Origin of the sequence: Tabrizicola sp., from assembly GCF_041911175.1 — a bacterium.
Classification (GTDB): Bacteria; Pseudomonadota; Alphaproteobacteria; order Rhodobacterales; family Rhodobacteraceae; genus Tabrizicola.
In genome coordinates, this window is sequence record NZ_JAYRPN010000067.1 from 1 (window position 1) to 15,420 (window position 15,420).

Annotated in this window: 15 protein-coding genes; 3 read left to right on the forward strand and 12 right to left on the reverse strand. The window is 66.0% G+C overall.

What is annotated here, in order from left to right; all coding sequences use genetic code 11:
* From ACE3P6_RS08700 to hspQ, 5 genes are all read right to left on the reverse strand, one after another.
* A partial coding sequence (locus ACE3P6_RS08700; RefSeq protein WP_374393880.1) for a GAF domain-containing protein occupies positions 1-383 on the reverse strand: 383 nt, incomplete at its 3' end.
* A 70-nt stretch (positions 384-453) separates the two neighbouring features.
* Positions 454-2,028, reverse strand: coding sequence for a gamma-glutamyltransferase family protein (locus ACE3P6_RS08705; RefSeq protein WP_374393837.1), 1,575 nt, complete (start codon positions 2,026-2,028; stop codon positions 454-456).
* Between the two features lie 201 nt (positions 2,029-2,229).
* Entirely contained in the window at positions 2,230-2,694 is a 465-nt protein-coding gene (locus ACE3P6_RS08710; RefSeq protein ID WP_374393839.1) for an ATP-binding protein, read from the reverse strand.
* A complete protein-coding gene (locus ACE3P6_RS08715) occupies positions 2,678-3,019 on the reverse strand; it encodes an STAS domain-containing protein (protein WP_374371299.1) in 342 nt (113 codons plus the stop codon). Before ACE3P6_RS08715 ends, ACE3P6_RS08710 begins: the two co-directional genes overlap by 17 nt.
* A gap of 62 nt (positions 3,020-3,081) precedes the next feature.
* Positions 3,082-3,408 (reverse strand): heat shock protein HspQ, encoded by a 327-nt coding sequence (gene hspQ, locus ACE3P6_RS08720; RefSeq protein ID WP_137109145.1) that lies wholly within the window; start codon positions 3,406-3,408, stop codon positions 3,082-3,084.
* A gap of 202 nt (positions 3,409-3,610) precedes the next feature.
* Between hspQ and ACE3P6_RS08725 the strand changes: the two genes are divergently transcribed.
* Positions 3,611-4,192, forward strand: coding sequence for a lytic transglycosylase (locus ACE3P6_RS08725; protein ID WP_374393841.1), 582 nt, complete (start codon positions 3,611-3,613; stop codon positions 4,190-4,192).
* Between the two features lie 21 nt (positions 4,193-4,213).
* On the opposite strand, the gene ACE3P6_RS08730 is transcribed toward ACE3P6_RS08725, so the two are convergent.
* Positions 4,214-4,813, reverse strand: a complete 600-nt coding sequence (locus tag ACE3P6_RS08730) for an outer membrane lipoprotein carrier protein LolA (RefSeq protein WP_374393843.1) — start codon at positions 4,811-4,813, stop codon at positions 4,214-4,216.
* A 226-nt stretch (positions 4,814-5,039) separates the two neighbouring features.
* Between ACE3P6_RS08730 and ACE3P6_RS08735 the strand changes: the two genes are divergently transcribed.
* Positions 5,040-6,374: a D-amino acid dehydrogenase gene (locus ACE3P6_RS08735; protein WP_374393845.1), complete on the forward strand. Its 1,335-nt coding sequence runs from the start codon at positions 5,040-5,042 to the stop codon at positions 6,372-6,374.
* A 92-nt stretch (positions 6,375-6,466) separates the two neighbouring features.
* Positions 6,467-7,291 carry a hypothetical protein gene (locus tag ACE3P6_RS08740; protein ID WP_374393847.1) on the forward strand — a complete coding sequence of 275 codons (825 nt, stop codon included), beginning with the start codon at positions 6,467-6,469 and terminating at the stop codon, positions 7,289-7,291.
* A gap of 10 nt (positions 7,292-7,301) precedes the next feature.
* Here ACE3P6_RS08740 and ACE3P6_RS08745 read toward each other — a convergent pair whose 3' ends face one another.
* The 6 genes from ACE3P6_RS08745 to ACE3P6_RS08770 all read right to left on the reverse strand — a co-directional run bounded on the left by ACE3P6_RS08745 (position 7,302) and on the right by ACE3P6_RS08770 (position 15,323).
* Positions 7,302-8,684, reverse strand: coding sequence for a serine/threonine protein kinase (locus ACE3P6_RS08745; protein ID WP_374393848.1), 1,383 nt, complete (start codon positions 8,682-8,684; stop codon positions 7,302-7,304).
* A 224-nt stretch (positions 8,685-8,908) separates the two neighbouring features.
* Complete coding sequence (locus ACE3P6_RS08750; protein WP_374393850.1) at positions 8,909-11,863, reverse strand: DNA translocase FtsK 4TM domain-containing protein; 2,955 nt, start codon at positions 11,861-11,863, stop codon at positions 8,909-8,911.
* A 7-nt stretch (positions 11,864-11,870) separates the two neighbouring features.
* Positions 11,871-13,049 (reverse strand): aminotransferase class I/II-fold pyridoxal phosphate-dependent enzyme, encoded by a 1,179-nt coding sequence (locus ACE3P6_RS08755; protein WP_374393853.1) that lies wholly within the window; start codon positions 13,047-13,049, stop codon positions 11,871-11,873.
* A 135-nt stretch (positions 13,050-13,184) separates the two neighbouring features.
* Positions 13,185-13,670 (reverse strand): bacterioferritin, encoded by a 486-nt coding sequence (bfr, locus tag ACE3P6_RS08760; protein ID WP_374393855.1) that lies wholly within the window; start codon positions 13,668-13,670, stop codon positions 13,185-13,187.
* A 146-nt stretch (positions 13,671-13,816) separates the two neighbouring features.
* On the reverse strand, positions 13,817-14,068 hold the full coding sequence (locus ACE3P6_RS08765) for a bacterioferritin-associated ferredoxin (RefSeq protein WP_374371316.1): 252 nt from the start codon (positions 14,066-14,068) through the stop codon (positions 13,817-13,819).
* Between the two features lie 4 nt (positions 14,069-14,072).
* Positions 14,073-15,323: an imelysin family protein gene (locus ACE3P6_RS08770; protein ID WP_374393858.1), complete on the reverse strand. Its 1,251-nt coding sequence runs from the start codon at positions 15,321-15,323 to the stop codon at positions 14,073-14,075.
* Positions 15,324-15,420: the final 97 nt, after the last annotated feature.

Below are 15,420 nucleotides of genomic sequence, written 5' to 3' on the forward strand. Positions count from 1 at the left end.
CAGGTCGCCGCGCGGAAGACCTCGGCGAGGAGGGGGGCGAGCCAGTCTTCGTCGGCCTTGGTGAAGGCGGCGGGCGTGTCGCTGTCGAGGTCGAGGACGCCGAGAAGCTGGCCCTTGCCGTTCCAGACCGGGAGGACGAGTTCCGACCGCGTCGAGGAGGCGCAGGCGATGTGGCCGGGGAAGGCGTCGACGTCGGGGACGTTCTGGATTTCTCCAGTGCGGGCGGCGGCACCGCAGACGCCTCGGGAGAAGGGGATCACCAGGCAGCCGTGGCCGCCCTGGTAGGGACCGATCTTCAGCAGATCGGGCGCGGTGACGCGGTAGAAGCCGGTCCAGTCGCACAAGGGATGCGCGTGGTGGATCTCGCAGGCGAGGGTGGCCATCAGCGCGACGGTATCCGTCTCGCCGTGGGTGAGGGCCTGGATGCTTGCGGTGATCGCGGCGCGGTCGATGTCAGTAGCCAAGGGCGCAGCCGTCCTTCCTGGGGTCCGAGGCGCCGATCAGCAGGTCGCCGTCGATGCGGATCGCCTGGGCGCCGCCAAGGGGCGCGGCGGGGATGGTGACGGGGTGGCCCATCGCGGCCAACTCGCCGCGGACCTGGTCGGAGTAGCCGCGTTCGACCTCCATCCCCTCGGCGCCGGAGAAGCAGCGCGGGGCGTCGATGGCCTCTTGCAGGTCCATCCCGTAGTCGGTGAGGTTGCTGACGAAGCGGGCATGCCCCGTCGGCTGGTAGGCCCCGCCCATCACCCCGAAGGGCATCAGGACGCGACCGTTCTGGCGGATCATGCCGGGGATGATCGTGTGCATCGGGCGCTTTCCGCCCCCGGCCTCGTTCGGGTGGCCTTCCTGAAGGGTGAAGCCCGCGCCGCGGTTCTGGAAGTTGATGCCGAATTTCGTCGAGGCGAGGCCGGAGCCGAAGCCCCAGAAGATCGAGTAGATCAGCGAGACGGCCATCCGGTCGCGGTCGACCACGGTGATGTAGATCGTGTCGCGGTGCACCGCCTCGGTCAGCGGCGCGGCGGCGGGCATGGCGCGTTTCGGGTCGATCAGCGCGGCGAGCTTCGCGGCGGTCCCGGGCGACAGCATGTGCGAAAGGCGCGTGGTGCGGTCGGGGTCGGCGATGAAGCGGTTGCGGGCGTCGTAGGCAAGCTTGGTCGCCTCGGCCTCGATATGGGCGCGCTGGCTGCCGAACGGGTCCATCGACTTCAGGTCGAAGTGCTTGAGGATGTTCAGCATCAGGATCGCCGTCGCGCCCTGGCCGTTTGGCGGGTGCTCGACCAGCTCGACGCCCTGGTAGGGGCCGGAAACCGGGGTGGTGTAGTCGCAGGCGGTGGCGGCAAGGTCGTCGAGCGTGTGGGTGCCGCCAAGCGCGTTCAGCGAGGCGATCATGTCCTCGGCCACCTCGCCCTCGTAGAACCCGGCGCGGCCTTGGCTGGCGATGCGGCGCAACACTTCGGCCTGGCCGGGGGCGCGGAAGACCTGGCCCACGACCGGGGCCTTGCCGCCGAAACTGTAGAAATCCCGCGCGGCGCCCTTCAGACAGGGCAGGTCGTCCACCCAGTCAAAGGCAACGCGGGGGGCGACGGGGATGCCTTCCTCGGCGTAGTGGATCGCGGGAGCCGTGACTTCGGCCAGGGATTTCATCCCGTAGTCGGCGTTCAGGCGGCAGAAGGCGTCGATGGCGCCCGGCAGCGTGACCGATTCAATCGCCTGGATCGGCATGGCGGTCAGGCCACGGGCGCGGAGGTCGGCGGCATTCAGACCCTTCGGCGCGCGGCCGGAGCCGTTCAGGGCGACCACCTCCTCCGACCCGGCAGGTTTCAGCAGGACGAAGCAATCACCGCCGATGCCGGTCATCTGGGGCTCGGCGATGCCGAGGACCAGCGCCCCGGCGATGCCTGCATCCACCGCATTGCCCCCGGATTTGAGCACCGCGATGGCGACCTCGGCGGCGATCGGGTGCGAGGTGGCGCAGATGCCGTTCCGGGCATAGACAGCCGAACGGCCGGGAAGGTGAAGGTCGCGCATCGGTCCCCCTGGGAAGTGTCCGCAGAAGCTAGGACGCGGACGCGGGGAAGCCAAGAGGCAAGGACCCCTGGCATCCGGGTTTGGAGGGGGTTTGGAACCCGGACACCAGGGGGCAGCGCCTTCGCCGCATCGCTGATGTCGCAGGCTTCCGTGACAGGGGCTGGGCCTGGCAGCGGCGGGAACAAGGCCCATCGCGCGAATTCAAGGTATCTCGCCCTCACAAGGCAGCAGGAAGCTGAGCCGGTTCGCCCCGGCGATGCGCCGGTAGGCAAGATCCCGGGTCAGCGACCGGATCAGGTGCCAGCCGAACCCGCCTTCCGGCAGGTCGGCCAGGGCAAGGCCCGCCCGGGCGGGCAGGCCCCGGTCGGGCAAGACGCCGCCCGGCATCGGTGCGCCCAGATCGACGACAAGGCAGGCTATGCCCCGGGACCCCGCGCGCAGCGTCACGGTGATGAGGCCGGCATGATCCGCATAGGCATGCTCGGCGATGTTGTTCAGCACCTCTGCCAGCACAAGTTCGGCAGTGCCGCGCCGCGTGTCGGAGAGACCGAGCAGCGGCGCCGTCGCCATCATGCGGGCAAGAGCGTCACGCACGACGGCGGGGCTGGCCGGGAAGGTCAGGTGCAGATCGGCTGGTCGAGGGTCCGGATCAGGCGCTGGCGGCATGCGAAACGGCGACCTCAAGCGAGGGATGGATGGTGAAGACGCTGTCCATCCGGGTCAGGCGGAACACCTTTTCCACCGTGGGCGTCAGGCCGGACAACTCCAGCGCGCGGTCCGGGCCGAGCAGCTTCTTGACGGCCACGATCGCGCCCAGACCGGAGGAATCGAGGAATTGGACGCGGGCGAGGTCGAGCACCACGCGGGCGGGACCATCCTTCGTCACCTCCCGCATGCGTTCCTTGAACTGGATCGCGGTGGCCGCGTCGATCCGGTCTTCCAGCACGCTGACCGAAATCACCTTGGGCCTGGTCTGAGTTTGCAGTTGCATGTCGCACCCCTTTGCTTGCGTTTCCCGCAGGCTAGGGGCAAAGGGTGAACAACTGGTAAGCGTCAGTTGAGCTGGAAGGTCACCGGATAGCGCCCGTCCTCGAAGTCGCCGAACAGGTCGCCCAGGTCGGGGTGATCGACCGGCTCGCCCGTCTCGTCCGGCACCAGGTTCTGCTCGGAGACATAGGCGACGTAATAGCTTTGGCCATTCTCGGCGAGCAGGTGGTAGAACGGCTGGTCCTTCGAGGGGCGGCTGTCTTCGGGGATGTTGTCGTACCATTCCTCGGTGTTGGAAAACATCGCGTCGACGTCGAAGACCACGCCACGGAACGGATGCTTCCGATGACGGAGCACCTGCCCGATATGGTACTTGGCGTGCGTCGTCTGCATCTCGCAATCCCCCGGATTTTCTTTACGCTTTTGCAATGAAACTGTCCACTTTGCCGCACCTCCGCGAGGGAAACAGTCTGTGGGCCCTGTCCCTACAGTCCGCCCGCTCGCGGGTTTCTGATGGCAGGGTCAGGGGTTCCCCATTTCATCCCCGTGGCGAATAAGCTAAACTGCCCGCAAAAGAAAAGTGCACGAGGGGCAGATGAGCAGGTTTCTCCGTGCGTCGCTGGTGGTCCTATGCCTTGCCTCCTGTGGGGGCGGTGGAAACTACTCGGCGCCGAGGCAGATTGACGACGCATGTGCGATCATGCGCGAACGGCCGCAATACCGGCGGGCGATGGAAGCGACCGAGCGGCGCTGGGGTATCCCGGTGCATGTCCAGATGGCGACGATCTACCAGGAATCGAAGTTCATCGGCAACGCGCGCACCCCGCATACCTTCGCGCTGGGAGTGATCCCGATGGGGCGGCAAAGCACGGCCTATGGCTACAGCCAGGCGCTGAATGCCACCTGGGAGGAATACCAGGACAGCGCGGGCGGTCGCCGGTCCAAGCGTGACGACATCGGCGACGCGACCGATTTCATGGGCTGGTACATGGACGAAAGCGCGCGCACGCTGGGAATCTCGAAAGCCGACGCCGAAGCGCAATATCTGGCCTATCACGAAGGCCGCACCGGCTATGCTGCACAGTCCTACCTGGGCAAGCCCTGGCTGGTGGAAGTGGCGGCAGCGGTCGGCGCCCGGTCCGAGATGTACCGCGACCAGCTGGCCTATTGCCGGTAAGGGGCGGGGTCTACCCCCGCCTCAGTTCGCGCGCGTTTCGATCTCGGCGCTGATGTCGAAGAGGCGGGTGCCCAAGTTGCCGCCCTTCTTCATCTCGCCCAGGATCACCGTGGTCTGGGCACCCAGGTCATCCGTGATGACCCACTGTCGCAGTTCCACCGGGTTGTCGGTGAACACCAGTTCGATCGAGCCATATTCCGGGTGCTCGGGGTCCTGCGCGCGGACCCGGGTCGAGGTGCCGTCCTCGGTATGGCCGACCACCATCTTCGCACGACCAAGGTCGATATTCGCGGCGAGGATCAGGTTCAGCGGCGTGCGCTTCAGCGGGTACTGTTCGGGCGGCTGGTTCGATTTGGAATCGAAGATCGCCACGTTGTTGCTTCCGGCGATCACCAGGCTGCGGTCGGGCGGGCCGTATTCGAACCGCACCCGGCCCGGACGCTTGATGTAGATCTTGCCGGTCGAGATCGTGCCATCGGAATTCACCTGGGTGAAGTCCGCCTCGACCGTGGTCAGGCCGTTCAGATATTTCGACAGGGCGGCAAGCGAGACCTTCTCGGCTGCGGCGGGAAGCGGCAACAGAAGGAGGAGCGGGGCCAGAAGGGCAAAGCGACGGTTCATGTGGCAGATATAGCTTTTGCACCGGCTGGATGCACCCCCGCTGACCGGCTGCTCGCAAGGACGTGCCGAAGCGGTGTTCCCGCGTGAGGCGATTTCTATCGCCAGGAAGGAAGTGGATGATCAAAACTTTCAAGAAATCCGAGAATCATCGAAGAACATTCGGAATCATATGAAAGAAGCGCCCACTTTCTCCAAGAAATCCCGCGAAGACGCAGATATTTACCCTGTGAAGGAAATCACGGGATCGGGGGCGAAGATGAAGGTCGTTGTGCTGGGCGCGGGTGTGATCGGGGTGACTTCGGCCTGGTATCTGGCCAAGGCAGGTCACGAGGTCACAGTGATCGACCGCCAGCCCGCAGCCGCTCTGGAAACCTCTTTCGCCAACGCGGGCGAGATCAGCCCCGGCTATGCCTCGCCCTGGGCGGCCCCCGGTATTCCGGTAAAGGCGCTGAAATGGATGTTCATGGAGCACGCGCCCCTGATCGTCCAGCCGCGCCCCGACTGGGCCAAGCTGTCCTGGATGGCGCGGATGCTGATGAACTGCACGGCTTCGGCTTATGCGGTGAACAAGTCGCGCATGGTGCGGCTGGCGGAATACAGCCGCGACTGCCTGATGGAGTTGCGGGCCGAGACGGGGATCGCCTACGACGAACGCACCCAGGGCACGCTGCAACTGTTCCGCACCGAGAAGCAGGTCGCGGCGGCAGAGAAGGACATCGCGGTCCTGAAGGCCGACGGCGTGCCGTTCGAGGTGCTGGACGCCGACGCCTGCGTGGCGGCCGAACCCGGCCTTGCGGCGTCCCGGCACAAGATCGCCGGTGGCCTGCGCCTGCCGGGCGATGAAACCGGCGACTGCTTCAAGTTCACCCAGGGCCTTGCCCGTCTGGCCGAGGAAGCGGGCGTGATCTTCCGGCTGGGCGTCACCATCGAGCGGCTGGAGGCCGATATTGGACGGATCACCGCCGTCCGAACGTCCGAGGGCCGGGTGACTGCCGATGCCTTCGTGGTCGCGCTCGGGTCCTATTCGCCGATGCTGGTCCGCGAGTTCGGGATCAAGCTGCCGGTCTATCCGGTCAAGGGCTACTCGATCACCGCGCCGATCGTCGATGAAGCGCGTGCCCCGGTATCGACCGTGATGGACGAAACCCACAAGATCGCCATCACCCGCCTGGGTGACCGCATCCGCGTCGGTGGCATGGCCGAGATCGCGGGCTTCGACTTCAGCCTGAGCCCGAAGCGCCAGGCCACCCTGACCCATTCGGTCGAGGACCTGTTCGGCGGCGCGGGCGACCAGTCCCGGGCGAGCTTCTGGTGCGGGTTGCGCCCGATGACGCCGGATGGAACGCCGATCGTCGGTCGCTCGCCGCTGTCGAACCTTTTCCTGAACACCGGCCACGGCACGCTGGGCTGGACGATGGCCGCCGGGTCGGGTCGGGTCCTGGCCGACATCGTCTCGGGCCGCCGCGCCGGGATCGAAAGCGCGGACCTCGGCTATGCCCGCTACCTGCGGGAGGGCCGCAAGGGTCGCGCGTCCGGCGCAGGAGTGGCCGTTCCGGCCTGACCATCGGCCCGGGCGCGTCCGAAACCGGCATTACCCACTGGATTCGCAGGCGATCTGGGCGCAAACTGCGCAGGGGAGCTTGGGGTGCCGTCGTGGCGGAGGAACGGAACGGACTGACCGACTACGGCCGTTTTGCGGCGTCGCTCGGTATTGTCTGGTTCGGTATCCAGGCGCCCGGCCAACGGATCGCCTATATCGCCCTGCCGTTCATCCTCGTCCTGCTGATGGCACCATCGCGGAGCGGTCTTTCGGGATGGGCCCGGCGGCTGCTCTGGCCTTTCCTGACCTGGTCGGTCGTCTTCGGCATCCTGCACACTGCGCTTGCGCTGAAAGGCAATGACCCGCCGTTCGGCTGGTGGAACCCGGACATGCTGCTGATGGGCACCTGGGACCATCTCTGGATCCTGCCCTTCGCCCTTCTTGCCGCAATCGTGGCGCCCTGGCTTCAGCATCCCATCGTCTCGCTCGGCGCGGCATGGGCGGCGGCCCTCCTGATCGTCGTCAAGGGCACCCCGGAGGCGATGCCCTATCATCAATGGAGCTTCGGCATCATTCCGATACTGGTCGGGATCGCCTATTTCGCCTGGGGCTGGCGGCTGGCGCTGGTCGCACTTCTTGGCAGCTGGCTCATCCTGCACCTGGGTCACCCGGCACCCGACAACACCACGATCCTGGTCGGATCCGGGCTGGCGCTGGCCTGCCTCACCTGGCGGCTTCCCGCAAGCGCCCTGTCCGAAAGATGCTCGCGGATCTCGGTCTGGATCTACCTCGCGCATCCGCTGGTGGTCTTCATCGGCCAGTCGCTGCGGATATCCTGGGTCGAGCTTGGGCTGTTCTCGATGGTGGGAAGCGTGATCCTTGCCCAACTGATCGACACCGCCGCCCACGCCCCGCGCCGCGGCAACCTGCAGCTCTGAGCCGCCCGCGCTAGGACTTCAGGCCCTGAGCGATTCGGCGTACCTGCATGCGGGCCAGCAGCGGGTTTGCACTTTCGCTGTCGAGCGCGACGCAGAGACACAGCCGCGATGACCCGTCCAGCGGACGGATCAAGTGCATGCGGCGGCCAAGCGAGATCAGGATGTCGTCGATCCGTTCTTCCTGGTGGCCGTGGCAAAGCGCCTTCAGGTTTGCCTTCGCCATGTTGATCGCGGTGGTCATGGTCTCGGCGTGATCCTGGTCGCTGCGGGCGGTCTCGCTGGCCAGCACCGCTCCGCTATCGCTGTCGACCAGCCAGCCGCCGGCAAAGCCGCCGATACGCCGCAGCGCGGACAGATCCGGGGCCGCAGCCCGCGACGTGGGGCGGCGCGGTCTCACCACCGGCGCGGGCGCGGGCGCGACTTGCGGTGTCAGCCGACGCAAGAGCACGACCTTGCGGTCGCTGCGCGGATCGGATTGCGGCAGGGCGCGCGACCAGTCCTCGGCCGTCTGGAACCGGGCTGCCGGGACCACGGACATTGCCTTGTCGATGCTTTCCAGGAATCCGCGCGGATACCCTGGAACCGACCCAGCCAAGGGCTTCACCGGGTCGGCGCGTTTCTCGGCCAGGGCGGCAAGGCGGCTCTGGCAGTTCTCGGGCGCCGTTCCGGTGATCGCATGATACAGCGACGCGGCCAGCGAGTAGATGTCGCTCCACGGCCCGCTGTTTCCGCCCGCAGTATACAACTCGTGCGGGGAATAGCCGTCCTTCACCACGCTCAGGCCGGAATATTTCTGAGCCTCGCCGACGGCGCTGCGGCGGGATGCGCCGAAGTCGATCAGGATCGGCTCGCCTTCCTGGTTGATGAAGATGTTGTCCGGCGAGATATCGCAGTGCAACAGGCCGTTGTCATGGATGTAGCCGAGGGCCGACACCAGCCTTGCCGCGATGCCGACGATCTGCTCGGGCGCCAGATCAACCTTCTTCTCGTCGACGATTTCCAGCAGGTCGCTGCCACGGATATAGTCCATCGCCATGTAGGCGGTGTCGTTGTCCTCGAACACCTGATGCACTCCGACGATGTTCGGATGCGTCAGCGAGGCCAGGCTGCGCGCTTCGTTCAGGAAGCTCTTCACGATCTTCGACATATGGTCGCGCGTGCCCTGCGACCGGGCGCGGACACGGGTTTCGGTCCGGCGGCAGAAGGTCGAGGAGAAGCATTCCTTGATCACGACCTCGCGGTCGAGACTGTCCTTGGCCAGGTAGGTGATTCCGAAACCACCGCAGTTGATAAAGCGCACGATGCGATACTGGCCGTGAAACAGCTTCGTCCCCGGAAGAAGCTCGTCGCCGAATTCGGTGTGGGCCAGCGGTTCCGTCGTATCAAAAGCCATGATTTTCCAAGGAGCCCCTTTCCCCAGACGATGCTGCAGCCCCGCGTCGCAGCATCTAGACGATTCTATGGCGAAATCCCGACACAAATTACAACCACAAGTTGTGTTCCGAATCGGGCGGGATTGAGGCGGGTTTGTGTTCGGAATGCCGCAATGATTAAGACCCCGGCCGGGGTCGCCGACAGGGGTCCGATCACTTCAGCCGATGGAACATCGTTCCGGGTCTAGCGTTCCTCGACCAGGATCTCGCGCTTGCCGACATGGTTGGCGCGGGTGACGACGCCTTCCTCTTCCATCTGCTCCACCAGCCGGGCGGCCTTGTTGTAGCCGATGCCCAGTTTCCGCTGGATGTAGCTGGTCGAGCACTTCCGGTCCCGCGCCACGATGGCCACCGCCTGATCGTAGAGCGCATCGTCCGACGCCTCGCCCGAGCCGAGGCCCAGCACCATGTCGATATCGCCCGCGACCTCGTCTTCCGGCCCTTCGACCACGCCGGACATGTAGACCGGCGGGCCGAAGCTCTTCAGGTGGTTGACGATCTCTTCCACTTCCTCGTCGCTGACGAAGGGCCCGTGAATACGGGTGATCTTCGCGCCGTTGCCCATGTAGAGCATATCCCCTGCACCGAGGAGCTGTTCGGCCCCCTGTTCGCCAAGGATGGTCCGCGAGTCGATCTTCGAGGTCACCTGGAAGGAAATCCGCGTCGGGAAGTTCGCCTTGATCGTGCCGGTGATCACGTCGACCGAAGGCCGCTGCGTCGCCATGATCAGGTGGATACCACTCGCCCGCGCCATCTGCGCAAGCCGCTGGATGCAGGCCTCGATCTCTTTGCCTGCGACCATCATCAGGTCGGCCATCTCGTCGACGATGACGACGATATAGGGGAAGGGCTGCGGCGCGAATTCTTCCGTCTCGAACACCGGATCGCCGGTTTCCTCGTCAAAGCCGGTCTGGATCGTGCGCTTGAACATCTCGTTCTTCGACAGCGCCTCGCGGACGCGCCCGTTGTAGCCCTCGATGTTCCGCACGCCCATCTTGGACATCTTGCGGTAGCGCTCCTCCATCTCGCCCACCACCCATTTCAGGGCGACGACCGCCTTCTTCGGGTCAGTGACGACAGGGGAGAGGAGATGCGGGATGCCGTCATAGACCGACAGTTCCAGCATCTTCGGGTCGATCATGATCAGCCGGCATTCCTCGGGCGTCAGCTTGTAGAGGAGGCTGAGGATCATCGTGTTGATCGCGACCGATTTCCCCGACCCCGTTGTCCCCGCGATGAGGAGGTGCGGCATCTTCGCCAGGTTCGCCACCACCGGCTCGCCGCCGATATCCTTGCCCAAGGCCAGCGGCAGCCGCAGGTGGCTGTCGCCGAAATCGCGGGCGGCGAGGATTTCGCGCAGCACCACCTTCTCGCGATGGGCGTTCGGCAGTTCGATGCCGATGACCGACCGCCCCGGCACGGTGGACACGCGCGCCGACAGCGCCGACATGCTGCGGGCGATGTCATCCGCCAGCCCGATCACGCGGCTGGCCTTCAGCCCCGGCGCGGGTTCAAGCTCGTACATGGTGACGACCGGGCCGGGGCGGACGGCGGTGATCTCGCCCTTCACGCCATAGTCGTCCAGCACGCTTTCCAGCATCCGGGCATTCTCTTCCAGCGCCTCGTCCGAAAGCTGGGTGCCCTGCACCTTCACGGGGGCCGACAACAGGTTCAGCGGCGGCAGTTCATAGCTCTGAGCCGCCTCCTCGAACCGCAGCGCAGGCTGGCTTTCCGCCATCGCCTGCCGCGAGGGCAGGGGCTTCTTCACTGCATGCTGCACCACGGCCTTGCGGTCCGGGGTGAAGGCCATCGGACGGGCGGGGGGCAGTTCGTCCTCCAGCTCGTCCAGCCGATCCTCGTCCAGAGCGTCCTGATCGTCCCAGGCGGCTTCGGTGAAGGCGAGAGCTTCATCTTCCTCCTCGACCTCCGGCTCCCAGGCGGGCGGCGCAACGGGTGCGGCCATCCGGGGCAGGGGGCGGGTGTCGGCCATCAGCACGACCGGCCCCTTCGGGCGCATCACCGGGGGTTCCACCCGCGCGGCGGCGGGCGTCAGTTGCGGCGGGGCAACCGGGAAATCGGGCGAGCGCTGGACGCGGCTGCGGATCACGTCGGAAATCCGCGCCTTGATCCGCACGTCCTGCGGCATGGTCTCGTCCCAGCTCGGCTCCAGCTCGATCAGTTCCGGTTCCGGCTGGTGCTTGCGGCGCAGACGCTCCAGCAGGCCCAGCTTTTCCTTGACCGGGGCGGGGGCCGGTTCCGGCTCGTGATGGCGCGGTTCCGACCGGAGGGAGGCAGGCATCGCCCGCGTCGGTGCCGCCCGCAGCGGCTCGGGTGCCATCGCACCCGTCATGGGTGGCATCACCCGCCGCGAGACCGGGGCGTCGCGCCCCATCGCCACCGGCGGCTCATAGCCCCGCGAGGCCGCCATGTTCGCCGACCGCGCCCGCGCCCGGTCCTGCAAGGCTGCGGCACCCGTCAGCGCCCCGCGCGCCCCGGCACCGACACCCTGGCGCAGCGCCGAATAGCCCATGATCGAGCCGAGCAGCAGGAAGCGCTGGACCCCTTTCAATTCCTCGATGTCGAAGCCGGTGACGAACAGCATCATCGCGATCAGGCCCGCGAAGGTCATCAGCGACAGGACCTTCAGCCCGAAGCCCGCGCTGCCGGGGATCACCCCTAGAAGCGAGCCGGTCACGGTATCGCCGAACAGCCCGCCCAGCCCGAAGGTATGGGTCCAGCTGTCCCCCGGCACCAGCGTCGCGCAATGCACCGCCGCGAAGGCCACCGCGATCACCGCAAAGACCACCCGGCCCACCGCACGCTCGCCGCCCCGGTGGATCATGAAGCGCACGCCCCAGGCCAGGAAGATCACCGGGATCGTCCAGGCCCCCTTGCCGATCAGGATGATCAGGGTCGAGGCCAAAGCCGCCCCGAAGCGTCCGAAGATGTTCTGCGCCGGTTCCTCGGTCGCGACCATCCAGCCCGGGTCCTCGGGCGAATAGCTCCACAGCATCAGCGTGAAGGCGAAGGCCACCAGCACCAGAACCAGCCCCAGAAGCTCGCGCCCCCGGCGTTCCAGCATCGCCTGGGTACCCTGATCCAGAAGCGGATCGCGCTGCCGTGCCTGATACGAAGCCATTCGTCCCTCACCGATAAAGACAGTCGCGGAGCATCGTCAGCCCGCGCTGCGTTTCTTCCCGGCTGGCGACCAGAGCCACCCGGATATATCCCTTGCCCGGGTTCTGCCCCCCGGCGTCGCGCGACAGGTAGCCGCCGGGCAGCACCCGCACCCCCGTCTCGCGCCACAGTTTCAGTGCCGCCTGTTCACCGTCTTCCACGGGCAGCCACAGGAAGAAGCCGCCGCCGGGGGCCTGATAGCCCTGAAGACCAGCGAAAATGCCATCCGCATCGCGGAACTTCTGCTGGTAGAGCGCCCGCGAGGCATCGACATGCGCCTCATCCTGCCAGCAGGCCTCGGCCACCCGCTGCAGGGGCAGGGGCAGTGGCGCCCCCGCAAAAGCCCGCAACTGCCGGATGCGCAGCATCGACTCCGGCCCCGCCGCGACGAAACCCGACCGCAGCCCCGGCAGGTTCGACCGTTTCGACAGCGAATGGAACACCAGCGCCCGCTCCGGGTCGGCGCCCTGCTGCGACGCGACCTGCAACAGCCCGGAAGGCGGCGTCTCGCGCCAGATTTCCGAATAGCACTCGTCCGCCAGCACGCGGAAATCGTGTTTCTCGGCCAAAGCCAGCAGGTCCGCGAGATAGTCCTTCGAGGCCACAGCGCCCTGAGGATTGGCGGGCGAACAGATATAGGCCAGCGCCACCCGGTCCAGCACATCCTTCGGCAAGCTGCCATAGTCGGGCAGGAAGCCGGTGGCCGCCGTCGCGGGCACATAGACCGGCTCGGCTCCAACGGTCAGCGCGGCCACGGCATAGACCTGGTAGAAGGGGTTCGGCATCAGCACGACGGGACGCTTGCCGTTCTTTGTCTCCGGGCACAGTGCGATACAGGCGTTGAACAACCCCTCGCGGGTGCCGTTCAGCACCATCAGCCGGTCCTGCGCGACCTCTACCCCGTAGCGCCGGTCGATCCAGCCCGAGATCGCCGCCAGCAGTTCCGGCGTGCCGTCGTTCGCCGGATAGACCCCGAAGCCCGACAGGTTCGCCTGAAGGATCGGCCCGACGAATTCCGGCATCGCATGGCGCGGCTCGCCGATGGTCATGGCGATGGGTTCGCCGCCGGGGGCGTGCGCGTCGAGAAGTTTCCGCAGACGCGGAAACGCATAATCCGGCAGGTTCGAAAACCGCTCTGGAAACACCATTGCTGCCTCAAGTCCGGGGTCGTAACGCCCCGTTTTCCCGGACGATAGCCAGTCGCGTGGCCCAGGTCCAGAAAAACCCTTCACGCTGAGAGACTTGAGACACGCGTTGTGGCTTTTCGGCTGAGGGTGCCCGACCTATTCGGCCTTGCTCGCGGGCTTTGCGTTCAACAGCGCATAGCGTTCCGCACCCAGGGTGTCGAACAGGCCAAGCTGCGTCTCCAGAAAGTCGATATGGCCTTCCTCGTCCGCCAGAAGATCATCGAACAGCGCCCGTGACACATAATCGCCGACGGAATCGCAATACTGCCGCGCCTCGATGTAAAGCTTGCGGGCGTCGTGTTCGCCGGCAAGATCGGCCTCCAGCGTCTCGCGCACGGTCTGGCCGATGCGCAGGCTGTCCAGCTTCTGCAGGTTCGGATGGCCTTCCAGGAAGATGATCCGGGCGATGAAGCGGTCGGCGTGGTGCATTTCCTCGATCGACTCGGCGCGGGACTTGTCGGCCAGATGCCCGACGCCCCAGTCTTCCTGCAGCCGGTAGTGCAGCCAGTACTGGCTGACGGCGGTCAGTTCCGACCGCAGGCCTGCGTTGAGATATTCGATGACTTTCGCGTCGCCCTTCATGGCCGATCCTTTCGCTGTGACGGGACAAGAGCCTGGCTTCGGCGGTGTCGCCGTGGCTGGAGCTGCGCCGAAAGGCTAGGCTTGGCGCCAAGGTCCGTCCAGTGAAATTCCGAAGCGACGCAAAGGTTCCCGTTGCGGTGGCGGACTCAGTCGGTCGCCACTGCGCGCAGGTGGCGCAACACGGGCGGCACGTCGCGGCGGGCGGGCACGCGGAAATTCTCGTTCGTGCGCATCGTGTTCAGGAACAAGGGCATGCAGCCCCCGCAATCGGCGCGCTTGCCAAGCGCGTGGTAGATCTTGCCGGGGGTGATCACCGTGTCCTTGTCCGCTGCGCGCATCCAGTCCACCGCCGCGCGGATGTCGTGATCGGTGATGGACTGGCAATGGCAGATGATCATGGCGTCACTGGAAGACGGCGTTTGGGTTGTCCAGGCTGTCGGAGCCTTCGAAGTCCACCTTCGACAGGCCAAGCGCCGAAACCGCCCGGTCGATCGAGGCGGTCTGGGTGACAAGCGCATTCACCGCGCCCATGATCAGCGCCTCGCCCTCGGCATTGCCGGGCGCGATCAGCGTGTCATAGGTCTTGCCGGCATCGCCCGCATCCTTGACCGCCTGCAACGCCATGACCGAAGCGTCGAGTTCGGCCTTGAGCTGGGTGTCGACGGCCGGGTCGGCAGCGGCAACCAGTTCCGACAGCGAGGGGCCTGAGACAACCGAGCCATCGGTCCGGGTATAGCTGCCCAGATAGACGTTGCGAATGCCAAGGCCGTCGTAGAAATGGCTGTTGTGCGTGTTGTCCGAGAAGCAGTCATGCTCTTCCTCGGGGTCGTTCAGCATCAGGCCAAGCTTCATCCGCTCGCCTCCCAACTCGCCATAGGACAGGCTGCCCATGCCGGTCAGCATGGCGAGGATGCCCTTCTGCGGGTCGGTGGTTATGGCCGCGCGGGCCGCGCCTTCCGGTTGCCAGTCGCCGACCATCTCGGTCAGGTCGCTGACCAGAAGGTCGGTCGCGGATTGCAGATAGGCGGCGCGGCGGTCGCAGTTGCCGCCGGTGCAGGCGTCCCCGGTGGCGAAATCGGTCGCGGGGCGGTTGCCGGCGCCGGGATTGGTCCCGTTCAGGTCCTGGCCCCAGAGCAGGAATTCGATGGCATGGTAGCCCGACGCGACGTTCGCCTCGATCCCGTCGGCTTCGTGCAGCGTGCCCGAGATCAGTTCGGGGGTGATGGTCGTGGCGTCGATCTCCTTCCCCGACAGGGTGAACTTCGGGGTGGCAATGACGTTCAGGGTGGCGAGCGCATTTTCCTCGTTGCCATAGTCGGAGCTGACATAGTCGATCAGGCCCTCGTCCAGCGGCCAGGAATTCACCCGGCCTTCCCAGTCGTCGACGACGGGGTTGCCGAAGCGGAAGGCCTCGGTTTGCTGATAGGGCACGCGGGCGGCTTTCCAGGCCTCGCGCGCGGCGAGCAGGGTTTGGTCCGTGGGCGTCGCGATCAGCGCCGCGACCGCGGTTTGCAGGGCCGTCGCGGTGGTCAGGCTGTCCTGGTAGGTGGCCAGCGCCAAGTCCGCGTAGTGCTCGGTCACCTCCTCCGGCGTGGCGGCGAAAGCCGGGGCCGCAAGGGCGGTCGAGAAGCACAGGGCAGCATGGAGACGCATCGGCAAACCTTTTCTGTCGGGATTGCCGGATTGTCTGACTAAAATCCTTGGGTTTGTAAAGCCCGATTCTTTCGATTGGGTATTTCCGGCCGGAGGG